This window comes from Sulfitobacter rhodophyticola (genome assembly GCF_041281685.2).
GTDB lineage: Bacteria > Pseudomonadota > Alphaproteobacteria > Rhodobacterales > Rhodobacteraceae > Sulfitobacter.
Genome location: NZ_CP166251.2, coordinates 776544 through 799680, shown reverse-complemented (window position 1 = coordinate 799680; position 23137 = coordinate 776544). Strand labels below are relative to the sequence as shown.

General features: G+C 55.8%; 21 protein-coding genes and 1 tRNA gene. 13 read left to right on the top strand and 9 right to left on the bottom strand.

Features of this window, described 5'->3' with window-relative positions:
* Positions 1 to 7 precede the first annotated feature (7 nt).
* Positions 8 to 424 carry a DUF4864 domain-containing protein gene (locus AB4X18_RS04920; protein WP_432817142.1) on the top strand — a complete coding sequence of 139 codons (417 nt, stop codon included), beginning with the start codon at positions 8 to 10 and terminating at the stop codon, positions 422 to 424.
* Positions 425 to 1229: 805 nt separating this feature from the next.
* On the top strand, positions 1230 to 3518 hold the full coding sequence (locus AB4X18_RS04915; protein ID WP_370399048.1) for a glycosyl hydrolase family 28-related protein: 2289 nt from the start codon (positions 1230 to 1232) through the stop codon (positions 3516 to 3518).
* A 6-nt stretch (positions 3519 to 3524) separates the two neighbouring features.
* Here AB4X18_RS04915 and AB4X18_RS04910 read toward each other — a convergent pair whose 3' ends face one another.
* A complete protein-coding gene (locus tag AB4X18_RS04910) occupies positions 3525 to 4190 on the bottom strand; it encodes a hypothetical protein (protein ID WP_370399047.1) in 666 nt (221 codons plus the stop codon).
* A 298-nt stretch (positions 4191 to 4488) separates the two neighbouring features.
* On the opposite strand from AB4X18_RS04910, the gene AB4X18_RS04905 reads away from it, so the two are divergent.
* Positions 4489 to 4713, top strand: a complete 225-nt coding sequence (locus AB4X18_RS04905) for a zf-TFIIB domain-containing protein (protein ID WP_370399046.1) — start codon at positions 4489 to 4491, stop codon at positions 4711 to 4713.
* Here the strand turns inward: AB4X18_RS04905 and AB4X18_RS04900 are convergent.
* The 4 genes from AB4X18_RS04900 to uvrB all read right to left on the bottom strand — a co-directional run bounded on the left by AB4X18_RS04900 (position 4710) and on the right by uvrB (position 9494).
* A complete protein-coding gene (locus tag AB4X18_RS04900; RefSeq protein WP_370399045.1) occupies positions 4710 to 5237 on the bottom strand; it encodes a hypothetical protein in 528 nt (175 codons plus the stop codon). The genes AB4X18_RS04905 and AB4X18_RS04900 overlap by 4 nt on opposite strands.
* 113 nt (positions 5238 to 5350) lie before the next feature.
* Complete coding sequence (locus AB4X18_RS04895; protein ID WP_370399044.1) at positions 5351 to 5815, bottom strand: hypothetical protein; 465 nt, start codon at positions 5813 to 5815, stop codon at positions 5351 to 5353.
* Between the two features lie 30 nt (positions 5816 to 5845).
* Entirely contained in the window at positions 5846 to 7159 is a 1314-nt protein-coding gene (locus AB4X18_RS04890; RefSeq protein ID WP_370399043.1) for a VPLPA-CTERM sorting domain-containing protein, read from the bottom strand.
* 127 nt (positions 7160 to 7286) lie between these two features.
* Positions 7287 to 9494 carry an excinuclease ABC subunit UvrB gene (gene uvrB, locus AB4X18_RS04885; protein WP_432817141.1) on the bottom strand — a complete coding sequence of 736 codons (2208 nt, stop codon included), beginning with the start codon at positions 9492 to 9494 and terminating at the stop codon, positions 7287 to 7289.
* A 193-nt stretch (positions 9495 to 9687) separates the two neighbouring features.
* On the opposite strand from uvrB, the gene AB4X18_RS04880 reads away from it, so the two are divergent.
* The 4 genes from AB4X18_RS04880 to AB4X18_RS04865 all read left to right on the top strand — a co-directional run bounded on the left by AB4X18_RS04880 (position 9688) and on the right by AB4X18_RS04865 (position 11995).
* Complete coding sequence (locus AB4X18_RS04880) at positions 9688 to 10164, top strand: YHS domain-containing (seleno)protein (RefSeq protein ID WP_370399042.1); 477 nt, start codon at positions 9688 to 9690, stop codon at positions 10162 to 10164.
* A gap of 72 nt (positions 10165 to 10236) precedes the next feature.
* Positions 10237 to 10548, top strand: a complete 312-nt coding sequence (locus AB4X18_RS04875; protein ID WP_370399041.1) for an ETC complex I subunit — start codon at positions 10237 to 10239, stop codon at positions 10546 to 10548.
* A 597-nt stretch (positions 10549 to 11145) separates the two neighbouring features.
* Complete coding sequence (locus tag AB4X18_RS04870) at positions 11146 to 11478, top strand: IS3 family transposase (RefSeq protein ID WP_370399040.1); 333 nt, start codon at positions 11146 to 11148, stop codon at positions 11476 to 11478.
* Positions 11479 to 11497: 19 nt separating this feature from the next.
* Positions 11498 to 11995 carry a transposase gene (locus tag AB4X18_RS04865; RefSeq protein ID WP_432817140.1) on the top strand — a complete coding sequence of 166 codons (498 nt, stop codon included), beginning with the start codon at positions 11498 to 11500 and terminating at the stop codon, positions 11993 to 11995.
* Positions 11996 to 12153: 158 nt separating this feature from the next.
* On the opposite strand, the gene AB4X18_RS04860 is transcribed toward AB4X18_RS04865, so the two are convergent.
* Positions 12154 to 14754: a GAF domain-containing protein gene (locus AB4X18_RS04860; RefSeq protein ID WP_370399038.1), complete on the bottom strand. Its 2601-nt coding sequence runs from the start codon at positions 14752 to 14754 to the stop codon at positions 12154 to 12156.
* Positions 14755 to 14894: 140 nt separating this feature from the next.
* On the opposite strand from AB4X18_RS04860, the gene AB4X18_RS04855 reads away from it, so the two are divergent.
* Positions 14895 to 15308 (top strand): ester cyclase, encoded by a 414-nt coding sequence (locus AB4X18_RS04855; RefSeq protein ID WP_370399037.1) that lies wholly within the window; start codon positions 14895 to 14897, stop codon positions 15306 to 15308.
* A 41-nt stretch (positions 15309 to 15349) separates the two neighbouring features.
* On the opposite strand, the gene AB4X18_RS04850 is transcribed toward AB4X18_RS04855, so the two are convergent.
* On the bottom strand, positions 15350 to 16039 hold the full coding sequence (locus tag AB4X18_RS04850; protein WP_370399036.1) for a hypothetical protein: 690 nt from the start codon (positions 16037 to 16039) through the stop codon (positions 15350 to 15352).
* A gap of 195 nt (positions 16040 to 16234) precedes the next feature.
* On the opposite strand from AB4X18_RS04850, the gene AB4X18_RS04845 reads away from it, so the two are divergent.
* The 5 genes from AB4X18_RS04845 to AB4X18_RS04825 all read left to right on the top strand — a co-directional run bounded on the left by AB4X18_RS04845 (position 16235) and on the right by AB4X18_RS04825 (position 20913).
* A complete protein-coding gene (locus AB4X18_RS04845; RefSeq protein WP_370399035.1) occupies positions 16235 to 16720 on the top strand; it encodes a GNAT family N-acetyltransferase in 486 nt (161 codons plus the stop codon).
* Between the two features lie 41 nt (positions 16721 to 16761).
* A tRNA-Arg gene (locus AB4X18_RS04840) sits at positions 16762 to 16838 on the top strand.
* Between the two features lie 505 nt (positions 16839 to 17343).
* Positions 17344 to 18476 (top strand): IS3 family transposase gene (locus AB4X18_RS04835; protein ID WP_370399034.1). Its coding sequence is split into 2 segments (ribosomal slippage): positions 17344 to 17623 and positions 17623 to 18476, totalling 1134 coding nucleotides; the frame shifts between segments, so codons are not numbered across the junction.
* Between the two features lie 690 nt (positions 18477 to 19166).
* On the top strand, positions 19167 to 19307 hold the full coding sequence (locus AB4X18_RS04830) for a hypothetical protein (protein ID WP_370399033.1): 141 nt from the start codon (positions 19167 to 19169) through the stop codon (positions 19305 to 19307).
* Between the two features lie 517 nt (positions 19308 to 19824).
* Positions 19825 to 20913 (top strand): tyrosine-type recombinase/integrase, encoded by a 1089-nt coding sequence (locus AB4X18_RS04825; protein ID WP_370399032.1) that lies wholly within the window; start codon positions 19825 to 19827, stop codon positions 20911 to 20913.
* Between the two features lie 4 nt (positions 20914 to 20917).
* Here the strand turns inward: AB4X18_RS04825 and AB4X18_RS04820 are convergent, their stop codons facing one another.
* The gene (locus AB4X18_RS04820) at positions 20918 to 22327 is read right to left on the bottom strand and encodes a tyrosine-type recombinase/integrase (RefSeq protein WP_432817139.1); all 1410 of its coding nucleotides are present in this window, start codon (positions 22325 to 22327) and stop codon (positions 20918 to 20920) included.
* On the bottom strand, positions 22320 to 23045 hold the full coding sequence (locus AB4X18_RS04815) for a class I SAM-dependent methyltransferase (protein WP_370399030.1): 726 nt from the start codon (positions 23043 to 23045) through the stop codon (positions 22320 to 22322). Before AB4X18_RS04815 ends, AB4X18_RS04820 begins: the two co-directional genes overlap by 8 nt.
* Positions 23046 to 23137: the final 92 nt, after the last annotated feature.

The window sequence follows — 23137 nt, the reverse complement described above, 5'->3', positions numbered from 1 at the left end:
GAGACGGATGATGCGCAAGGCAATTCTGGCAGGTGTGGGCGGGCTGATCCTGTCCTTTTTCATGGCGTTTTCGGCTGTTGCACAGCAGACGGAAATCGAAGGCACGATCAACAGCCAGCTTGAGGCGTTCAAGGCGGACGATTTCGAGGAGGCTTTCACCTATGCGACGCCAACCTTGCAGCGGTTGTTTCAGACCCCGCGTAATTTCCAACGCATGGTCACGGAGGGCTATCCCATGGTGTGGCGGCCTGCGGAAGTGACGTATCTTGATCTGAACGAACAGGATGGGGCGTATGTCCAGAAGGTCCAGATCGTCGATGCGAAGGGATTCACGCATCTGCTGGCCTACAGGATGATCCAGACCGCTGCCGGTTGGCGCATTGGCGGGGTGTCGATTTTGCAGGCGGACGGCGTGACGGCTTAAAACGATCTTTCGTAAGGAAAGCTCTAGAATGGGCTGAATTTTTGAGATCTGGCAGTGTTTTGACTAAAATGCCGCTAAAATTCACGCTTTGTTAAGTACCTGACGCTTAACACATTCTTCATGAGATTTAGTCTGCGCTTCCTTTGCAGGGCTGTGGTGGTCGCCTTAGTGGTTGCCCTGTCAGCCGCCATGGCGACCGCAACCACCGTACCTGCAGGCAGTATGCAGGTGCGGCAAGCCGTCCCGACGCGCACCGTCTGCCATTGGAGTGTCTATGCCGGTGGCCTATACGTTACAGGATCGGATGCCTTTCCCGATGTATGTCATTGTGGCGCGTATTGTCACGCCTATGCGACCGACCCTTTTCCACGCGGCAAAACGCGCGGAGCGCGGCACTTGCGGCATACAGATCAAGACTGGTCGGTGACGCTTGGCGGTCTTTCGCCGCCGAACGGGATCCATCGCGGACAAAGGATTGATTTCTTTGCAAGTTTGGCACCCTGTGGCTGGTCATGCGAGCGCGGTTTGGGACGCAGGGCACGCCCCAAGAACCCGACCAAGATCCTTAGCGCGACGGCGGTGCCCCTTCCCGCGGGTTTCTGGTTTCTGTTTGCAGCTGTTCTTTGCCTGATGCGGTCGCGCGCCGGAACGGCCGGTGTTGCGCACCCTGCGCGCGCTGTGGTGCGTCGCACTTAACGCCTTCCCCTTATTTCCCTTTCCTTGTCCCGGCGCGTGTCGGGCTTCAGCGCAATCAGCGGATGTCTGCGGGCCGGGGTGGCTGCAGGCGCCGAAGAAGGGATTTGAGATGAGCAATGCGACAATCAATGGTGCGGATCTGATGCCGACGCCCTATGCCGAAGGTTTGGATGTCTATTCGCGGGGCAATGGTACGCCAGGGACCGACACCTATGAGAACGCGGCGAATGCCGCTTTTGTGCCTGCTGATCAAGATTTTGGCGGCGCGTTGGAAATCTTCAAGTCAGAGACCACGACGCGACTCCGTTTCATGGGGCAGACCCCGCTTGAGCCGGGATGTTACTTGCGGATCCGGGCACGTGTGAAAGCGATCAGTGGAACGCTGCCGCTGGTGCGGATTGCCGGTTACCCGGCACGGGCCAACGGCAGCATCGTGTCAGGATTGGTCCAAGCCGCGCCTCCCGCGCAACTTACCGGTTACGGGGAAGTGGTGGAGATCAGTGCCATTGTCGGTGCGGGTCAGCGCACGGGTGTTGAAATGGTGTGGGGGACTGATGCGGTCTATGGCCATTTTGGGATCGATCTGGATGGACCCAACGGTGGCGTTGTGCGGGTCGATGATCTGGTGATCGAAGATGTGACAGCCCAGTTTCAGCGCGATATCCTGGCGACTGTTGATGTCGTGGACTACGGTGCAATCGGCGACGGAACAACTGATAATACCGCAGCTTTTGAGGCCGCGAACAGCGCTGCCGAGGGCCGAACCATTCTGGTGCCGGACGGGGTGTATCGGCTGAACGATGATGTCACCATTGATACCAACATCCGGTTCGTGGGTCGCGTTACCATGCCCACGGCGTCTGTCCTTCTGCTGCGCCGCAACTTTGACCTGCCCAATTATATCGAAGCGTTCGAGAACGAAGAGCTTGCCTTTCTCAAGGCGTTTCAGGCGCTTCTGAATAATTCTGACCATGAAACGCTTGACCTGAAGGGCAGGAAGGTGAATGTGACTGCGCCGCTGGACATGCAGGCGGCGGTGCCGGACCGGACATCTTATGCCACACGCCGGATCATTCGTGGGGGACAGTTGGAGGCTGCGAATTCAGCTGCCTGGGATACGCAAGTGGTCACATCACAGGCAACTTATGCGCCCAACGACGCGCGCACCCTGACAAATGTGGTGAACGTGGCCAATGTGCCTGTCGGCGCGCTGGTGGAAGGCACCGGTGTCGGGCGCGAGGTTTATGTGCGGTCCAAAAATGTGGCGTTGCAAGAGGTCACATTGAATGCGCCCCTGTATGACGCTGCAGGGACGCAGAATTTCACCTTTCGCAAGTTCCAGTATCTGATCGATTTCTCCGGTTTCACGCAGTTGAGCAAGTTTGCGCTCGCGGATATTGAATTCCAGTGCAACGACCGCTGCAGCGGTGTCATGCTGGCACAGTCGGGCAGTACCTTTCAGGTGCGCGACAGTTTCATCAGCCGCCCGGCTGACCGCGGGATCACGTCAATCGGGGGCGGCTGCCAGGGCATGTTGATCGACCGGTGCCAGTTCCTGTCAGCCGAGGATGCACTGACGGTGCCGAACCGTCGAACAATTGGGTTCAACGCCAACGCCAATGACGTAAAGGTGCGGGACAACCGTGCGACGCGTTTCCGTCATTTCGGTCTGTTGGCCGGTGCCAACAACATCATCAAGGGAAACCATTTTTTCCAAGGGGATTCAGTGGCGGGAGGCATCCGGTCAGCCGGGTTGATCCTGTGTGCACCACATACCAGTTCCATCATTTCGGGCAATTACATCGACAATTGCTTTCTTGAATGGACGAATGAGCAAGACCCTGCACCGGAATTCAACACGGAGTTTTCCTTTTCCGCACTCAGCATTACCGACAATGTCTTTCTTTCCGGTGAGGTAGCCCCCTGGTTCAGCTATATCGTGGTCAAACCGCATGGGGTTGGTCATTTTCTCAGCGGGGTCTTGATCAGCGGGAACCGTTTTCGGAGCATCAATGGCTTGATCGACCGTGTGGACCGGGTGGATACGACCTTTGCCGACCTGGACATTGCGCGGGCCAAGAACGTTGTGATGACGGGGAATTCGTTTCACGGGGTAACAGCGCAAGTGGAAACGCCTGCGCATATCGAATTCACCCAGAATACAGAAAGCGATGCATGGCAGATCGATGCGTCCGACTATCTGCCCTTTGGCGGACAGGCGCTGAAGGTGGACAGTGTCGTGGCCATGGGGGCCATCCGCAATGCCAACAACGTGCGCCAGCACGACATGCCGCAAGTGGACACGGCGCGCGGACCGGACCGTCGGGAGATACGGTTGGTCTGGCCCACGAGTGTCCGCGGTCAGGTCATGGCCGTTGTCCGCATGGACGCACGCTAGACCCTGTCAAAACTCACGCCAGAGGCCCAGTTTGAGCGCGGTACTGTCGGTATCGTCCAGCGGGGCCTCTGCGCCGATCTGTACACGGAATTTCTTGCCGCGTGGTTGCAGGATCAGGGAAGGCGCGATGCTGGCGCTGCTGTCACCGTCAAATGTGCTGAGATAGAGTTGCAGCATGCCCGTTGTGACTTCTGTAAACCCCATTCCCACGGTCGTGTCGATTTTCGCAGTACCTTGTGAAGTGGTGATGTCCCAACGGTAGGAGCTTTCGACAGACAGCCAGCCGTATTTTTCGCCCCATTGAAGGCCACGGCCATAAGACAGGCCAATTTTGAGGTGCGGCTGCACGACGGCGTCGTCCCAGGTGGCTCCGCCCCCCAGTTCATACGCCCATTTGCTTGTCGCTTCCGGCGCGCTGAGCGCGCGGCGCAGGAACAGCGTTGCAAACCCGTCCTGCACCCCGAGGCCGTCTGTGCCTATTCGAACGTCGACGCCCAGTGTCATCTTTGGAAGCAGCCCGTATTCCAGATAGGTCGTGTTGGCGATGTCCTGATCACGGTTGATCGTGAATGCCGTGGCGCTGAAGCCAGTTCCCTTGTCGCGCAGCCAAGCCCCTGCCTCGGCAAGTGTTGGGGTAAGCACCAACAGCCACAGAATAATTTGTAATCGCATGTGTTTCTTTGCCTCCGCTCCGGGACGGTGGTTGGGAAAAAGTTAACAAAAGGTTAATGGGTCGGTTACGGCGACTTGTCTGCGTTGTGTTTGGTGTTTTTCGGATGCGGTTGTGGTTGAATTGTCCCATTTCCGAGAAACGCCGGGGGATAGGGAATTTCAGACAAACCTGGCTTGATCGCAAGTTCATACCGGTGACCTCGCCAATGGCAAGAATCCGCCGCATCCTTCGATCAAGGAACAGTGAAATAACGCCCCGACTTCGTATATTTCATGAGGTGTATTTGAGGAGAACCAAATGAAGTGCCCCATCGACGGAACCGCCCTTGTCATCGCCGAGCGTAGCGGTGTGGAGATTGACTATTGTCCGGAGTGTCGGGGGGTATGGCTCGATCGCGGGGAGTTGGACAAGATCATTGATCGTTCCGCCGGACAGGCCGCCCCGCAGCCGCAGATGCAGCAGCAAGGCGGCTACAAGAAGAAAAAGCGCGGCGGCTTCCTCGAAGACCTTTTCGACTTCTAGGATAATGACCTGCGTTTGAACGCGACCCGCAGGTCGTCAATCGCGACTACCTGAGCGGGAGACAGATCCCCGTCTGCTAGCGCCATCAAGAGCTCCTGCATCTGGTCCCACGCCTTGCCGTCGTCAACCTTCTTCAAGCGGCGGCCAAGGCGTGGCACGGCTTCACGGGCACCGTTGCATTGTGTGACCAGCCAGCGGCCGAGGACTTCCATCTCTTCGGCCTCTTCTTCCGTACAGCGGAGTTGGGAGCGCAAGAGCATATGAAGCTGTTTGCGCTGCTCAATCGTGGGAAGGGTTTCGAGTTCCAAAAAGGACTGCGCGATGGCGCAGATCGCGATGCGGGGATCATCGATGCCTTCCACCGGATGGGCATTGGTCTGGCGGCGAAAGGCGAGCCGCCTTGGCGCGTTCTTGAGTGTGGTTGCCACGTCCTGCGCGGTGTGGATCGCTTCGCGGGGGTTGTTGCGGGCCCACCACCAGATGGCACCGGCGATTGCGGTAAGGATGGCAATGATAATTGGCACGATGAAACCTCAGTCAGACTTGATATGGAGGGACGTTTCGCAGCAAAGTCTGGTGAGGGAGAGGGCATTGCAGGGCGATTTAATGGCGAATAATACGCGCCTGAAGGGCTGGATCAGCTTACCGGCTCGGGGCCTTCACAAGCACGAAAGGCCGCAACCGGGTCTGCGGCACCTTCAAGCGACACCGCGATAAGCTGGTTGCCGATCGTCGCAATCATTGCATCGTTGTATTGCATGCCGTTCAGAACATTCCCAAATCCGTTGTCTTCCACCGTCACGCGCCTGCCTGCGTCGCTGAATTGGTGACGATCCGTGCCGATGGCAAGTGACAATGGACCACTGAATTGCAGCCCGAAGACCGATGCCGCAGGGAAAGGTTGTGCTTGTTTCAGAGAGAAGGAATAGAGCGGCGTCACGGGATCGTAGGTTAGGGTCACCTCAACATCGTCAGTGGTGTGGGTCAGAACACATGGATCGCCTGGTGTGAATTCCCAAGCTGCAGATGAAGATGGGGCCAGTGTGATGACCAAGAGCGCCAATGCGGCCTTGGCAAGCGGATATGGAGGACGTTCAGCCATGCGCAAAGGATAGGCGGCTTTGGTGTTGCTTCAAGTCTTGACGCGTGCTGCGCTCCCCGGCCTGCGCCGCGCAAATGCCAATCCGCCAAGTGCACCGCCCAACAGAACGATCCCCGCAGGCAAGGGAACGTTTGCGATGATCGGTGTCATGGTGCCGGTGAATTGGCCGTCGGCAGCAAAGCTGAGGCCGGTCACGAATGCCGTCGGATCAAACGGATCGAGCGCTGCACCTGTTTCGATGCCAAGAATACGAAACCTTTCGGTGTCATCTCCAAGGAAGTATTCGATCCCTGCCATCACGTCGGAGTCGTAGGCATATTCAGTGCCGTTCCATAGGTGAAGAGTGAAAAGGTCATCGCCAATTTCGGGCAGGATGAAAGAATTGAAAAAGGGGTCCTGTTCACCGATCTGATAGTCATAGCCGACAGCGACAAGCGGATCGTAGTATTGAATCTGGTTGGCGAGTACGGGGTTGTTGAAGTTGTAGACGACACTGCCGTCAGCAGGAAATGTCAGCTCTGGCAGGATAACGTTTTCGTCGCCAAGGTCGGTGGCTTGAAAGTCAAAGAAGGTATCGCCGCGTACAAGGGCGGCTCCGGCTTGGCTTGAACCGGACGGGTTAGTACCTGCTGTTCCGTCTTCGACGCTGCGATTGACGCGAGTTGAGATGCGGGCCGAATACAGACCCCCTTCGGCCAACTCACCTTCCGGTACAGTGAAACTGCTTTCCCCTTGAGGAATGGTCGTGATGTAAACGCGATCTGCGTTCCCGCTAAATGCGTCACGGTTGTTCAGGTCATAAATCGTCACGCGTACCACATCGGCATTCGCTTCATTGTTCTGCCAACTGAACGTGGGTGTGGTGATGCCGGTTGCCTGCGAAAGCTGGACGTTTGTGACCCTTTCAGGGACGTCAACCACCCCAACTTCAGGTGAATTAATCACAAGTGAATCCGGGCCGTTCGTGATTGTGAATTCCCATGACCCATTGAGGCTTGGATCGTAATTAATCCCGGCTCCAAATGCATTCGGATCAAAGGAATCCGGTGAAAAACCTACTTCCCTTTGCACCCCGTTCTGGCGGGCAATGATAGTCGTTGGGAAATCGCTGACGCGTTCGCCGTCATTTTCGCCCTTTCCATTGGGTACAACGTTCAACAAGCCAAAAGAAAGCGTATCGACAGGGCCTTGAGGCGATCGAAATATGCTGGATGACCCACGTTGCTCCCGAAAATGGAACACCTCCCATGGATTTCCATCGGCATCTACTGAAATGGGTGCGGCCGACAATTCGGCTGAAAACGTCATTGGAATAATGAAAAAAGCAGAAAGAAAAAGACGCATTGGAACCCCCTGAGAAACAGTTTGTTTCCAATTAGGGTACCAGAATTGCCTCACAAAGTCGTGAACCAAGAGTCCAATGAAGTCAGGAGTTTCCCGGCAAGCGCGTGATCCGGCCGTAAAAACAACCCTACCGCCGCCCTTTCTTTCGCTTCACACCACCGCGCATGCCGCCACGGCCCATCGTGCTGCGCCCCGATTTGGATTGCGCATCATCTACGGCCTTGTCCACCGCGTACTGCCGCGCCATCGGATCGTCGGCGATTGCCAGATCGACCGCTTCCAGCCGCTTGACCTCATCCCGCAAGCGGGCTGCTTCTTCGAATTCGAGGTTCTCGGCGGCCTTGCGCATGTCGGTGCGCAGCCCTTCCAGCACGGCCTGCATGTTGGAACCGGCCATCTTCTTGTCGATCTGCGTGGTGACGCGTGCCTGATCAGTGTCGCCCTTGTAGAGGCCCGCCAGAATGTCCTCGACGTTCTTCTTGACTGTGGCAGGGGTGATCCCGTGTTCCTTGTTATAGGCGATCTGTTTGGCGCGGCGGCGGTCGGTTTCAGCCAGCGCGCGTTCCATCGACCCGGTGATGCGGTCGGCGTACATGATCACGCGGCCGTCAGCATTTCGCGCGGCCCGGCCGATGGTCTGGATCAGTGATGTTTCAGAGCGCAGGAAACCTTCCTTGTCCGCATCCAGGATGGCGACCAGACCGCATTCGGGAATATCCAGGCCTTCGCGCAGCAGGTTGATGCCGATCAGCACATCGAAGGCCCCCAGCCGCAGGTCGCGCAGGATCTCGATGCGTTCAATCGTGTCGATATCGGAGTGCATGTAACGCACGCGGATGCCCTGTTCGTGCATGTATTCGGTCAGGTCCTCGGCCATCCGTTTGGTCAGTGTGGTGCAGAGCGTGCGATAACCATCGGCGGCAACCTTGCGGACCTCGTCCAGCAGATCATCGACCTGCATCTCGACCGGCCGGATCTCCACCATCGGATCCAGCAGGCCGGTGGGGCGGATCACCTGCTCGGTGAAGACACCACCCGTTTGTTCAATCTCCCACGCGGCCGGCGTGGCGGAGACGAAGACGGACTGCGGGCGCATGGCGTCCCATTCCTCAAACTTGAGGGGGCGGTTGTCCATGCAGGACGGCAGGCGGAACCCGTGTTCGGCCAGCGTGAACTTGCGCCTGTAGTCGCCCTTGTACATGCCGCCGATCTGGGGGACGGAGACGTGGGATTCATCCGCGAAGACGATGGCGTTGTCAGGGATGAATTCAAAAAGGGTGGGGGGCGGCTCCCCCGGCGCGCGACCGGTAAGGTAGCGCGAATAGTTCTCGATCCCGTTGCAGACGCCCGTCGCCTCCAGCATCTCCAGATCGAAGTTCGTGCGCTGCTCCAGCCGTTGTGCTTCCAGCAGCTTGCCGTCATTGACCAACTGATCAAGCCTGATCTTGAGCTCTTTCTTGATACCGATGATCGCCTGTTGCATCGTCGGTTTTGGGGTCACATAGTGCGAATTGGCGTAGACGCGGATCTGGTCCATCGTCTGCACCTTCTCCCCAGTGAGCGGGTCGAATTCGGTGATGCTTTCCAATTCCTCGCCAAAGAAGGACAGCCGCCATGCGCGGTCCTCGAGGTGAGCAGGGAAAATCTCCAAGGCATCGCCGCGCACCCGGAACGAACCCCGTTGAAACGCTGCATCATTGCGGCGGTATTGCTGGGCCACGAGGTCTGCAATGACCTGCCGTTGGTCATACATCTGCCCGGTTTTCAGGTCCTGCGTCATCGCGCCGTAGGTTTCGACCGACCCGATACCATAGATACAAGAAACCGACGCGACGATGATCACGTCATCGCGTTCCAGCAGCGCCCGCGTGGCCGAATGGCGCATGCGATCGATCTGTTCGTTGATCTGGGATTCCTTCTCGATATAGGTGTCGGACCGCGCGACATAAGCTTCCGGCTGGTAGTAGTCGTAGTAGGAGACAAAGTATTCCACCGCGTTTTCGGGGAAGAAGCCCTTGAATTCGCCGTACAATTGCGCCGCGAGCGTCTTGTTGGGCGCCAGGATGATGGCGGGGCGATTGGTCTGCTCAATCACCTTGGCCATGGTAAATGTCTTGCCGGTACCCGTCGCCCCAAGCAACACCTGATCGCGGTCACCGTCCAGCACACCGGCGCAGAGTTCCTCAATCGCGGTGGGCTGATCGCCTGCGGGTTTAAATTCCGTTTGCATCCGGAACGTCTTGCCGCCTTCCAGCTTTGGGCGTTCGCGCACGTCAGGGGCAGGATGCGCCAGAACGGCGGTAGCGTCAGAACTGTCAGTCTGGGCGTATGGCATCGTAGATTCCTTGGCTGGCGTTGTGCAAAGGTGTCATCTTTGGCAGCAGGTTCAAGGGCTGACGGGGAGGCTGCTGCCAGAAAATGACATCAGGTTGGCTGACATGGCTCCTATCACATGTTGGTGTGACATGTGACAGCATCTTGAACGCCATATGCAACCTGCGCACATCGAACCACGGAGGAGGGCGAAGATGCTCATAAGGCGTAACATTCTTTTGACCGGCGTGGCACTCGTGGTCGCCGGGGTCGGTGGTATGTACCTGACGCGCGATGAACCAGGCACCCACGAATATTTCGCTACCGAAGGCATTGCCCTGCGCGGCGCGGATCCGGTTGCCTATTTTACCCAGGGCGAACCGGTCATTGGCTCTGCCGAGTTTTCCTACGATTGGTCCGGCGTGACGTGGCATTTTGCTTCTGCCAGTCATCGTGACCGGTTTGCGGTCGATCCGCTTGCCTACGCGCCGCAATACGGTGGCTATTGCGCTTGGGCCGTGGCCGAGAAGCAGCAATTGTATTCGACTCAGCCTGAAAGCTGGACGGTCGTGGATGGCAAACTTTATCTCAATTATTCCGACGGGGTGGAGGAGACGTGGAATACGGACCGCGCAGGCTTCATCACACGCGGTGACGCAGCCTGGCCCGAGGTGCGAAAACTGTTGATGTAATGGGATTCATTCCCTTGCCCCGCTCCTCATTTTGCCCGATATAGATTTCAGCCAACTGCCAAAGGACCTCTCATGCGCGCTCGTATCTATCAGCCCGCCCGCACGGCCATGTCATCGGGCACCGCGAAGACACATCACTGGGTGTTGGAGTTCGCCCCAGCAGAGGCGCGCGAGATTGATCCGCTGATGGGTTGGACGTCCTCCACGGATACGCAAAGCCAGGTACGCTTGCAGTTCGATACCAAGGACGACGCCATCGAATATGCGCGAGAGCATCGCATCGACGCACAGGTGCAGGATCCGAACAAGCGCAAACCCAACATCCGCCCCGGCGGCTATGGTGAAAATTTCGCAACCGGGCGCCGGGGGGCGTGGACGCACTGAACGATCTGTAAATCGGGGTAGAGATCACGCGACGATGATCGTTTCACAGGTTGTGAGGCGTTGGCCGCCTCATCATCTACGTGGCCAATGGATACTAGGCTTTGCGAGCCTTGGACGGATCCCAAACCTGACCTAAAGGTGGATCGCGGGTTTAGACATCCCCGTTTCACAGTCTTTGTCAGCGTGAACATCCAAGATGTCAAATTATCGGTGGGTTGGTCACGTTCAAGCCAGCGTTTGAGCTACTCCCAAATATTCGGACGCTGGCGTAGGCCACGATTTGTTGTCTGCTGACCTTCAACACGAAGGAGATCAGATTTGTCGAAACGGAAGCAACATCCTCCAGAGTTCAAGGCTAAGGTCGCGTTGGAAGCGGTGAAGGGTGAAGAGACAGTCAGTGAGTTGGCCAGTCGGTTCGAGGTGCCCCAAAATGATCCATCAATGGAAGCGGGCTTTGCTTAAGCGCGGTGGTCGCAAGATGCCTGAAGTCGATTAAGAACTGGTCAAAGACTTGCACGCCAAGATTGGGGAGCTGGCTGTCGCCACCGGTTATTTGGTCAGAAAGCCCAAACCTTGGACCGGCAAGTGAAGCGCAAGATGATTGAGCCAGACCTGCCTGGCTTATCTGTTGGCAAGCCATGTGCCTCGCGGTCGATATCACGGCTGTCGTTTTACCATGAGCCGACAGGCGAAAGTCAAATATACCTTGATCTGATGCGTGTGATCGATAAGCAATTTTTGGAAACCCCTTTTCACGGCGTTCGGCAGATGACATGGCATCTGCGCAACGAGGATCATCTCGTGAACGAGAAACGTATCCGCCGCCTCATGCGGCTAGCGGGTTTATTGCCGATCTATCAGAAGCCTACCACCATCAAGGCCGCCGAGGGGCACAGGATAACCCCTACCTGCGGTTTGGCGATCGTGTAAATCGGCCCAATCAGATTTGGTGTGCGACATCACGTACTTGTCGATACGGCTCGGCCTTCTTTTTCTCGTTGCGATCATGGACTGGTGCATCTGCAAAGTTCTGGCCTGGCGCATCTCGAACACGCTGAAGGCGGAGTTCTGTGTCGACACATTGAGCGAGGCCATCCACAAGTTCAGTGCGCCGGATATACTGAACGCGGATCAGGGCAGCCAGGTCACGTTCTTTACGTGGAAGGATCGGTTGCGTCGATCCGGTATCCGCATCTCGATGGACAGCAACGGCCGGATCCTTGACGACATCTTTGCCGAACGCCTGCGGCGTTCCATGAAGTATGAGTTCGTCTTCCTGGACGCATGGGAAACCGGATCGGCGGCCAAGGCCGGGATCAGGAAATGGACCGCCTTTCACAATCACATGCGTCCACGCTCTGCTCTCGGCGGCAAACCCCCAGCTTTGGCCTATTGGCTAAAGAAATACGGAAACCAAACCGATCAGCCGGAGCACAGAGTAGTTTAGTTTACGCCGGAGTGTCCAAGAATTGGGGAGTAGCACACTGGACATGCGCTATTGGGAATCTGCATCGCAATATCGGACTTCACAGTGAGCCGCAGCTCAGGGCCGCGAGCATTCACTCCATGCATTTCGACTGACTTGGCATCGCGCACTAGAACCACCTATGTTTCGTTCACAAACCTGAACACTTCGATGGGTTCGCGTATCCCCTTCAGGCTGAGTTCTCCACGCGTCTCAACCTCGAAAGCATCTTCGACCGCAATCCCGGCACGCGCGCTCAGGAGGATTTCCCCGTCGACCGCCTCATCGCACAGCCTTGAGGCAAGGTTGATTGCGGTCCCGGATGCGGTGTAATCGAAACGCCCCTCATGGCCCACAAGGCCGACAGTGGCATAGCCTAGGGAGATGCCGACGCCAAACCCAAGACGATGGCCAAGCCGTTTCCACCCCGCACATAATTCGGCCATCCGCGTGCGCATTTCGATGGCAAGACGAACCGCGTCTCCCGCCGGATCATCACAAGGGATAGGGTCGTTGAACAGCACCATGACACCGTCGCCCATACGCAGGTCGACGCCTGCGCCGTGCTGGTTGATCAGTTTGCCCATCTCTTCGTGATAGGTTTGAAGCACCTCGATCGTCTCTTCGGGTTCTGCTGTTTCACAAAACGCCGTAAAGCCACGGATGTCGCAAAACAGAACGCCCAGAAGTGCGCGGTGACTTTGCAGCATCTGCTCAGATCCCGAGGAAACGATTGTATCCGCGACAGCAGGCGGCAGGAAGCGTTTCAGCCGTCCCATCCGCTCGATTTCGACTACCTGGTTGTTGACCTTCGCCTCAAGCGAGGCGTTCAGCGCCTGAACCTCTGAGGTGCGTGCCTGCAGCTCCCTGAACTGGCGGACGTTTTCGAGCGCGATAGAGGCCTGGGTTGCGAAGGTCTCGACCAATGCGATTTCGTCAGGCTTGTAGGGCTTCACCTCCTTGCGAAAAAGCACCAGAACGCCTTCGCCCCCTTCCGGCGTCATCAAAGGTACAAACAGGTTGGTGCGGATGCCCGTGTCGTCGACCACGGACGTATAGTGCGACACGCCACTGCGGTAGCCATCGGTATCGGCCATGTCCGCCACATGCACCACCTCACCTGTCAGGATCGCCTTTGCCGCCATTGAGATGTCGGGGTTCATCGAGACCTCGCCGCGCGCGTAGACATCCAACGTCACTTGGCTGACGCCATATGAGACGGCCATGCGCTGATGATCTTCGCCTTTGGCCCCCAACGTCAGCGCACCGGAGCTTGCGCCGCAAAGTTCAATCGCTTTCTTCAGAATGGCGTCAAAGACAGGCATCGCGTCATCGCGGTTTTGATTGATAACCTGCAAGATTTCGTGTGTTGCCGCCTCCCGTTTCAACCGATCCCGCAATTCACGAAACCGGCGGACGTTCTCAATTGCAATCACTGCCTGTTTGGCAAGGTTTTCGACCAGCGCGATACTTTCGTCCGAAAAGGGAGCCACCTCGCGGCGGCTCAGGACAATTGCGCCGATGCTGGTGCCTGCCGCGATCAATGGGACGCACAGGTAGGTACGGTAGCCTTCCTCTTCCACCATCCTTACACGGGTTGGATTGCCGCTGAGGTAGAGTTCTGTTTTCGACAGGTCGTGAATGTGGCGGACCACGCCCTCGCGAATGGCAGTCGGCAGATCATTCGGTTGATCAAGGGGCATCGCCTCGCCGACCTTGAACGACCGCATTTCATCGCCCCATGCGGCAGCGCAATAGTGATTTTGCCGGGCGTTGTCGGCCAATTCCAGCCGGGCCATCGGCGCGTTGCACAGCCGGGCGGCGTTGCGCAAAATGGCGTCGAACACCGGCGCTTCGTCGTCGCTGGACGTGCTGATTGCGTCCAATATCTCGCGCGAGGCGGTAGACCGTTCCAGCCGCCCTTCCATCTCGCTGATGTGAAGAGAGTTCTCGATCGCGATCGCGGCCTGATCTGCAAAGGCCTGCGCCAACTCCAAAGCGCGGTCATTGAATGGATGGACGCGGGTCCGGTACACACTGAAGACGCCGATCAATCGCCCACCGGATGTCATTGGGATCGCCGCAAGGGACCGTGCATGACCAAATTTTACAGTCGCAAAACGCAGCGGGTTGTCATCGTAAGGCACATCCTCTGAATTCACATCAACAATACTCACGGGCTTCAGAGATCTGGCTGCGCGTCCCACTGCCGTATTTACACCGGGGTTGAACGCACCCTGTTCTGCAAGCCAATTCGCAAATGGCGTTGTGATGTTGCTAGAGCGCATTTCCGTAAACACGTAGTCACCATGATGCTCCATCAAGATGCCGAATTCCGCCTCGCAAATCTCAAGAGCCTGCTCCAGCACCTCGTCGATTACTTCATCCAGATTGCCACTGCTATCGTTGATGATCCGCAGAACGCCGGTCATGGCCCGTTCACGCCGCATGGCTTCATCAAGTTCAAGCGCCAGATCCGCCGTCAGCTCGGCCGCATCCTGGCTCTGAGCCGTTTTGGCATCCGGATCCGCCAACGCCTGGGCCAAGGCGATTTTCGAGGTGACATTCAGCTTGCCATAGACCGTGCGCAAATGAGAACGAACCGTTGTGGGTGAAATGCCAAGGTCACGGGCAATGACTTTGTAACTGGCACCGTCAGCATAGGCTGCGGCCACCTCAGCCTCTCTTTTGGTCAGCGTTTCAACAGATTGTGCCGTGTCCGACATAATGTCCCCGCGCATGTGTCGGGAAACCATATCCTACATCGCTCCTGCATCAACTGGTTCATTTGAACGATATCGCTGTGCGGCTGGCATGCGTAATTTCAAATCATGACGCCTAGGGGAGTGGCCCCGGGTGATGCATCAAAGGAGACCAGAGAATGAGCATGACAGTCACCGCACGAGACTTTTTTGAAGCCTGTGAAACCGGCAAAGGCTGGGGCGGATGCGCGAAGTATTGCAGCTCGGGCGCCAGCTTTTCTTGCCAGTCCGAAGCGCTGGCGGATACCCGTACATTGGAGGCCTATACAGAGTGGATGAAGGGTTTGCTGACGCCAATCCCTGATGGTCACTATGAATTGAAAGGGTTTGCAGCCGACGAAGACCGCGGCCTTGTATTGGCCTTTGCCGTTTTTCACGGAACACAGTCCGGGCCTGGCGGCCCCATGGAGCCGACAGGCGCTACAGTCGCGTCGGATTACGTTTATGCGATGGAATTCGCAGGTGGGAAGATCACGCACATGACCAAGATCTGGAATGATGGCCATGCGCTGACACAGCTTGGCTGGGCATGATGTACGCGGGCAGGGGCGGCGGGTCCGCCCCTTTCGCTTCATCAGGACGTTGGGTGGCCCACTGGCAACCCAAACTTGCGCACGCTCTTGGCTTTCTTACGTTTGACAGCAAGAAATTGGACCGTGCTGTCCATCTTGGTGTGACCCAGAAAAACTGCATAGCCTGTGGTTTGCCCAGCTTTGATGAAGCGCGCGGAAACGATCAAGTGCTGGTTGCCGGTCTCTCGGCTGTCGCACATTGCGGCGGCGTTGATGTCGCCGTTGTTCCGGTGCACGTCATTTTGACCGGGTAAGTCCGTTGCCCGATCGGCGGGATAGGTTTGTAGCAACTTCCGCACGGAGGATTCTTTGAAGATGGAGAATCGCCACAATTCAATCTTGGCCATGCAAACTAATGTCTTGCTCACCGCGAGGCACTGCAAGATAGCATTGGTGATGTTCTGGCTCTCGCCCGCGCTGGGACGGTTGATCAGGACAACCTCGTGCTTATCCTGCGCGGCAAGCACTGCCGACAAGCGGGATGAATCCGTAGGGAACGGCATAAAGTGATTCCATGACGCCACGTGTCGATCCACATCCGCGCCGGAGGCCAGGGCGGACACGTCGTCTGTAACGAAACGCGCGGTCGGATTGTCGGCGCGCTGCGGCACAAACGCGCTGCCACGGCGGCAGTCTTTCCGGTCGACCAAGTATTTCCACTTCAGGAAATGTGCAGAGGAAAAGGCCGACATCGACAGGTCTTTGATACCTTCGAAATCGGCTAAGTCGCGATCAAGAAACCCACTTAGTTCACCTGGAAATCATCTTTGAGAAGGCCTGTCTCGGAGGGCGTTTTCCGTTGCCATTTCGAATTCTTCGCTGCACTTTAAAACGGAGTTCAGACCGAGAATGCATGATATTAATTTCGAATGTTCTTTCAATATTGCTTGAGACCACTTCAACCGGAGTACAACAATCTGCGCCTGATCGAGGGAACCGCCGCGACACCGGACGTGCGTGCACTGCTTTCGCACCATTTTGAAGTAATGCGCGCGCATTCTCCGCTCAGCAGCTGCCATGTCATGGAACCGGAAGAGCTGATTGACGCGCGGGCAACGCTGTTGACGGCGCGTGAATTGGGTGAGTTGTTGGGAGTAGGGGCAATCCGCGAGATCGGTCCCGGTCATGCGGAGCTGAAATCCATGCATACCTCTGCCGCTGCACGCGGTCGTGGAGTAGGGCAGACTATCCTGACGGGCCTTCTGGATCATGCCCGCAACCGGAACTGGAAGCGCGTGAGCCTGGAAACCGGGACCATTGACCTTTTTGCCCCGGCACGCGCGCTATACCAACGCAATGGTTTCTCAGAGTGTCCGCCTTTCGGGGACTACGTGACCGATCCCTTAAGCGTTTTCATGACGAGGACCCTCTAAGACTTGCACGGTCGCATGACCTGCGGCATGTACAGTGCAGCGGTCCCTTAGCTCAACTGGATAGAGCAGCTGACTTCTAATCAGCAGGTTGAGGGTTCGAGTCCTTCAGGGATCGCCATGTGCTTTTTTTAAATTGCATAATAACAGTACCTTATCTCAGCATCTCTGATAATCTTCCCCCTATTCTTCCCCCGCCCTGTGCTTTGATGGGCTGATTGTTGGCCTGAAAGGTGTTTTTCCCGCGCGCGCGCGAGATGATCCACACACATGGGTATACAGCGCGGCCGTCAACCAAACGCCACGCCGTAGATTATAGACAAGAGTGCAGATTTTTTGCTGATTGAAACTTGGCACAAAGCAGCTAAGCATGGCTGGAGAGGAATACGCTAAGCGTAAGTTTTTGTTAACACCTCAGCCTATTTATTGGTTAGCGCGAGCCCTGTGGTGTGCCGCATTACATTCACTGCAGGCCAGCCAGCAGATTGCGACATCTGCTCTACTAGAAAGCTCACAGAGGCGATAGGAGGTACCTCAGGATCCTCCATCTTTTCGGCGGCAGAGGTGGTCGCGGAAATTCAGACCAGTCATTAAGGTGGATCGCATGACGAAAGAAGTGATCCAGAATGAAGAAACGAAAGAACCACTCACCCGAGTTTAAGGCCAAGGTTGCGCTTGAAGCGATCCGCGAGGAAATGACATTGGCGGAATTGTCGAAGAAATATGGTGTGCATCCAACCCAGATCGGGACTTGGAAGCGCGCGGCGATAGAGAACATGGCGACGGCCTTTAGCCGCAAAGGTTCAACGCCCGAGCCAGTGAGTGCCGCTGACGTCGATAAGTTGCATTCCAAGATTGGCCAGCTTGTTGTGGAACGGGATTTTTTAGCGGACGCCTCGCATCAGTTGCTCGGGACGCGAGGCAAAAAATGGTGAGCCGGAATAAAAAGTTAAGCATGCGTAAACAGTGCGAACTGTTGCAGCTGTCACGGTCGCGCCTTTACTATCAGCCCGTTGGTGAAAGTACTGAAAACCTGCGTTTCATGAAGATTATCGATAAACAGTTCCTGGAAACACCATGGTACGGATCACGCCAGATCGCGCGCTTCATGCAGCGCAACGACCACAAATGTGGGCGGCATCGCGTGCGCCGTTTGATGCGCCTCATGCGATTGGTGCCGATTTATCAGGAACCAAACACAAGTAAGAAACATCCTCAGCATAAGATTTGGCCATATCTGCTGCGCAATGCGGTGATCGACCGCCCAAACCAAGTCTGGTGCGCAGACATCACCTATATTCCGATGCGGCGCGGCTTCCTGTATCTCGTGGCGATCATGGATTGGTACAGCCGCAAGGTCCTGGCTTGGCGATTATCAAACAGCATGGATGCGGACTTCTGCGTTGAGGCCCTAAACGAGGCCTTGGCCAAGCACGGCACGCCGGAAATCTTCAACAGCGATCAAGGCAGTCAGTTCACGAGCGGCGTTTGGATCGACGTACTGACAGACGCGAAGATCAAGATCAGCATGGATGGCAAAGGCGCATGGCGCGATAACCGCATGATCGAACGATTGTGGCGATCCCTGAAGTATGAATGCGTCTATCTCAATGCCTTCGAAACTGGTTCAGAAATGAGGAACGGGATCAGTAAATGGCTGACCTACTACAACTCTGAACGCCCACATTCGACCCACGGCATATTGACCCCTGATGAGGCCTATGTCAGCAAAACTGAACCAATGAGAACAGCAGCCTAAATCAAACCCTGATCCATCTTAACCACGCTGCAAAATGGTCTAAAATCTAAGACCACCTCTTAGGTCAACGGAAGGATCAGAGGGCTCTGTAGACTGTCGCGATCATCGACAATACTTTTTGAGTGGAACGGAACGTGACTGAGCGGTCTCAAACTTGCGATACTTTCCGCCGGAATATCGTGGGCAGTCACGTGCTAGGCCAGCACCAATTACTCTCGCGCTGATATTCTCACCTTTGCTGCCAAAGCACGTGCCGACCCATCGGTCGTAGGTTTTTGCCCCAGTCAAGACACAGCGGACCATACGGTTTGCATAGTTTTCCTTCATCCAAGTCTGACCTGCTTCATAGCCCGGCTGACCCCTGTCCGGAGCATCCACGCTATCAAACCGAATCGGTATCCCACGCACCTCGATTGTGTCCGCATCTCTGACGTGCGTAACTCTGCCCTGAATCTCCGTAGCATAGGAAATATCAGGAAGGCACAAAACGAGTGCTGCGATGGCGGGGGTAAGGGGTCTGATTTGCATGCGTTGTACCTGTTTGCAGAGTATGATTAATCTATGGCGATTGCCTGTCAGATTGCGGTTTTATGGACACTGACGCTTCAACCAGCTCGCGCTTTCTCTGCCCGTTAACCAATTCTTAACGAATGGTGGTAAGAATCTCCCAATATGACCGAGGGCAAACCCATGGATAAAGATGAACGTATACAGGTGCTCGAAAAAGCGCTGCTTGAGTATGTGAAAACCTATGGTTTCAACGATGCCGCGCGGGAATACTTCATTCGCTACGGCTCCGGGGTTTTGCCGGAAGGACATCAGTTAAACTGACAGCAGCGGGTCTTTCTGCACCTTCCTTGCCTTCTGACAACTCAGATTCTCCTAGGGCTCTACATGGAGATGGCCGAGACTCCATCCTTTCAACCGGATGGAGACTGATATGCCGATAGGATTAGAAGCACGCAGCAAAACCTCTGACAGGGCAGACACGGTTGAGAGCTGTCCATTCAAGACACCAGCTGAGATCCAGAAGTTGGCCCATAGGGAATATCCACACTGGCACCGGTTGCTCAATGGACGCCACATCGGCGTACACAGACAAGACAACCGGATCTGTAACTGGGTCGCCCGAACGCTGCGCGCTAACGGCAATTACCGGCAGAAGTGCCTGGGGGCAGCGCTTCCTCTGAGCAGACCTGCGATAGACTATGATGAAGCCATAGAGCGAGCCTTCGAATGGTTCGAAACGGCCAAAGTTCAGGCACTTTCGGTGCCGCCGGAGAGCGTTGGCAGAGTAAGTCGTTTGAGCGTTTGTCCAATCGGAAGCGTATATACCGTTGGACACGCGATGACCGATTATCTTGAGTGGTCAAAACTGGCCCGCTCAGAGGGGGGTCATTACAATAATCTCACCTTGATGAACTACCATCTGGTTCCTGACTTCAGTAGTATCCCAATTGAAGCGTTTTGCGGCAAGGACCTACAGCGCCTCGCGGCCAAAACGCTGGAACAGCCGCCCAAACGGGGCTTTGAGGCCACCCCCAGCAAGATTGACCCCGCCAATCTGAGTGCGGATGAGGTACGAAGGCGTAAACGGACGTTCAACTCACTGGTGACAATTCTCAGGATGGTGTTTCGGTATGCCTGGGAGAACGGTCATTTGACCTCCGAGCGGTCCTGGAAATGCTTGAACAGGGTCTCCGTGAACCATCAGCCAAGGACCATCTTTCTCACGAGGTCCGAGTGCAAGCGGCTCCTTGCCGCCTGCTCCCTGCCGCTCCGTAATCTTGTGATGGCGGCGCTGTATTCCGGATGTCGGGTCGGGGAGCTTGGTGACCTGAGAGTGGCAGATGTCGGCAATGGGGGCTTCGGGGTGCACATCAAACCCTTCAAGCGCAGCCCTGCCAGGTTCGTATTCTTACCCGAAGAGGGGATGGCCTTCTTCCTTGAGGCATGTGCTGGCAAACAGAAAGCTGACCACCTATTTCTATCTACGAAAGGGTTACCTTGGCGGCGTCAGCACACCTTACAATTCAGAACCGCAGTCGCAAAAGCAGGACTGCCCCGAGAATTTGTTTTTCATGGGCTCAGGCACACATATGCGAGTGATTTGATTCAGGGTGGCGCAACGCTTGATGCGGTGGCTAGACAGCTTGGACACGCAAGCACCCTCACGGTGATGACCACTTATGGCCATCTTGCAGCACATGTCAGAGAGGCGCAGGTTCGGCGCAGCTTTTCAGCATTGAGCAAAGCCAACCAAGCGGCAGCCGGGAAACAGGAAGAACGGTTCGCTGAGTTGCGCCGGGCCCCACTCCCTGAAACTTGGGATCGTGAAGGAAACTTCGAAAGAACTTCGTCCTTGCCAAGGACCTCACTGGCACGGCCAAGCAAAGGAGTGCTTGAAACGTTCGCTAGCATACCTGGCAGGCACTGACTTTTCAGTTGGACCGGTCCTCTGTCTGTTCAGCCATGCGAAGCCGTTGCAAGAGGGGACCACTGAAGCGCGCATGGTTTGAACGGGGCCATGAAACATCTTTATGGTGTTTGAACATGGGAGCAGTTTTGGACTTTTCCAGTTTCTCTTTCTTTGCCACATCCAAAAGAAGCGGTTCAAAACTGCGGCGGACCTCTTCTTCGCGTTGGTAAGCGCAGAGGTGACCGTAGGTGGAGCTGACTGCCTGCACGTTGCGATGGCCGAGCTGCTCGGCGACGCTCAGCAAAGACGCGCCGCCCTGTATTAACTGGCTCGCATATGTGTGCCTCAGGCCGTGGAAGGTGAGCTGCTCCTGAAGGCCTGCTAACCTTCGTGCCTTCTGAAAGTAACTTTTATACTCCGCCCCCCAACGCCGCCCGTTCGTCTTTCTGAAGAGAAAATCTGAAGGTGCCCTATCGCCAGAAATCTCACGGAAGAAGCTCAGTCCCTCCGGGGGCAGGAAAACGTAACGCTGTCTGACTCCTTTGAGAGACGAGACGAAGACTGCCGGGCCGCTTGTATTCAGATCTTCTACAAGCATTTTGCAAAGTTCGTTGGCGCGACAGCCAGTGTAGAGCGCAGCGCGTACCAACATCTCCAGGTCATCAGAACATGCACTCAGCAGTGCACGGCACTGCTTGCGATCCAGAAATATAACTCTTGGTCGGTCTACATTGGGAAGTCGGCGCAAGCACCGCATCGGCCTATCATCTCGAATGTCCCCCCTTTCCCAGGCGAGCAAGAAGGCTCCGCGCAGAATACTGATGATTGCGTTCAAGGTCTTTTTGCGTTTCCGGAGCGCCTCCTGAGACAGTTCTGATAGTCTATTCCGGCCAATTGGATCATCTCGCCCGCGCTTTGGAGGTGTTTCAATGACATGCAGGCAAAAATCGCCAAAGTGCTTCCCATTGAACTCCTCCAGCGGGATGAACGCGAGATTTGGCACAACGTAGTAGTTGATGAGACTTACGAGGGTCTCAAAGTGCGACCTAGTTGCCGCCATTGCTTTCCATTCCAAGTAGGCCTTCATCGCGCTGCCAACGGTTGGTGTATCCCCCATTGGGCAGATGCTCAGGTTTCGTTTGGAACCAATTTGGTAGGGTTCTGCCGCTATCGCGGAGACATCCCGCCGCGCAAACCAAGACTCAGCTGCGCAAACCGCTTGTTCAAAACTGAGTTTGCCTGAACATCCCAAGCGGTGCTGTTTATAACCACCGTCCTTCTTTCTGACACGCGCAATCCAACAGCTGTCTGCCTTTGACTGTTTCTGGAATCCTATGTGACGGCAATAACTCAGAAGAATGAAGTATGGCGCTATTCTTGGATGGAGATCCAATCGGACATCAGGATCACTGATATCTGGCCGCTCAAGCACTTCGGTCCCTGTTTGGCCGCAGAGCGCATGTGCGCCGGACCATTTTCTTTTGCGGTCCTCGAAAGTAGTCCCTTACCACGGTTCGGTTCTCCTTCGGGAGGTCCTCCCAAGGCAACCATTCCATGTCGCAGTTGAGGGCCTCTGCAATACGCTCCATAGCAGCATTGCTTAACACCCCCTTGATCGCCAATGCTTGGCCCTCAATTTGCGGCGTGGCGTTGATCTCGTAGTCCGTTCGCTCTTTAATTATCTGAATGTAGGGGTTTACGCCTTTCACAAACTCACTGTCGATGATGATCAGTTTTGCTGAAAGCTTCACGCATTGGCGGACAATCCGGAAGTGGTCCATCACATGGTACATGATCCCAAAGAGTGCAATCACATCGAAGGTTTGCTTCTCCGCAAGTAAGCGGTCAAGACCATCGTAAAGGTCCTCAACGCGCAGCGACACTCTGTCTTTCGCTGGCGTGTGAGGAAACTCACTGAACAGGTCGACCAGTTCCTCCCGTCCCTCGATCCCTAAAACACTTGCCGCGCCTGCATCTGCAAATGCGTAGCTCCATCGCCCGTCATGGGCCGCAATATCTAGCACCCTTGCGCCTTTGATATCCCCCAGAAACGGTTCGATCAAGAAAGCGTGGCGCTGTCTCTGTCGGGCTACCTCTTTGGCGTCATCCCCGTACTTTGGGAGCCCTTCCAAGAAATCAAATGCTGGCATTTTTCCCCTTACTCGATACAGTTTGCCATCCGACTAAGAAAACTCAATTATCGGGCTTCCACTAAGTCTTTGAGATGAGCACAGGCAAACAA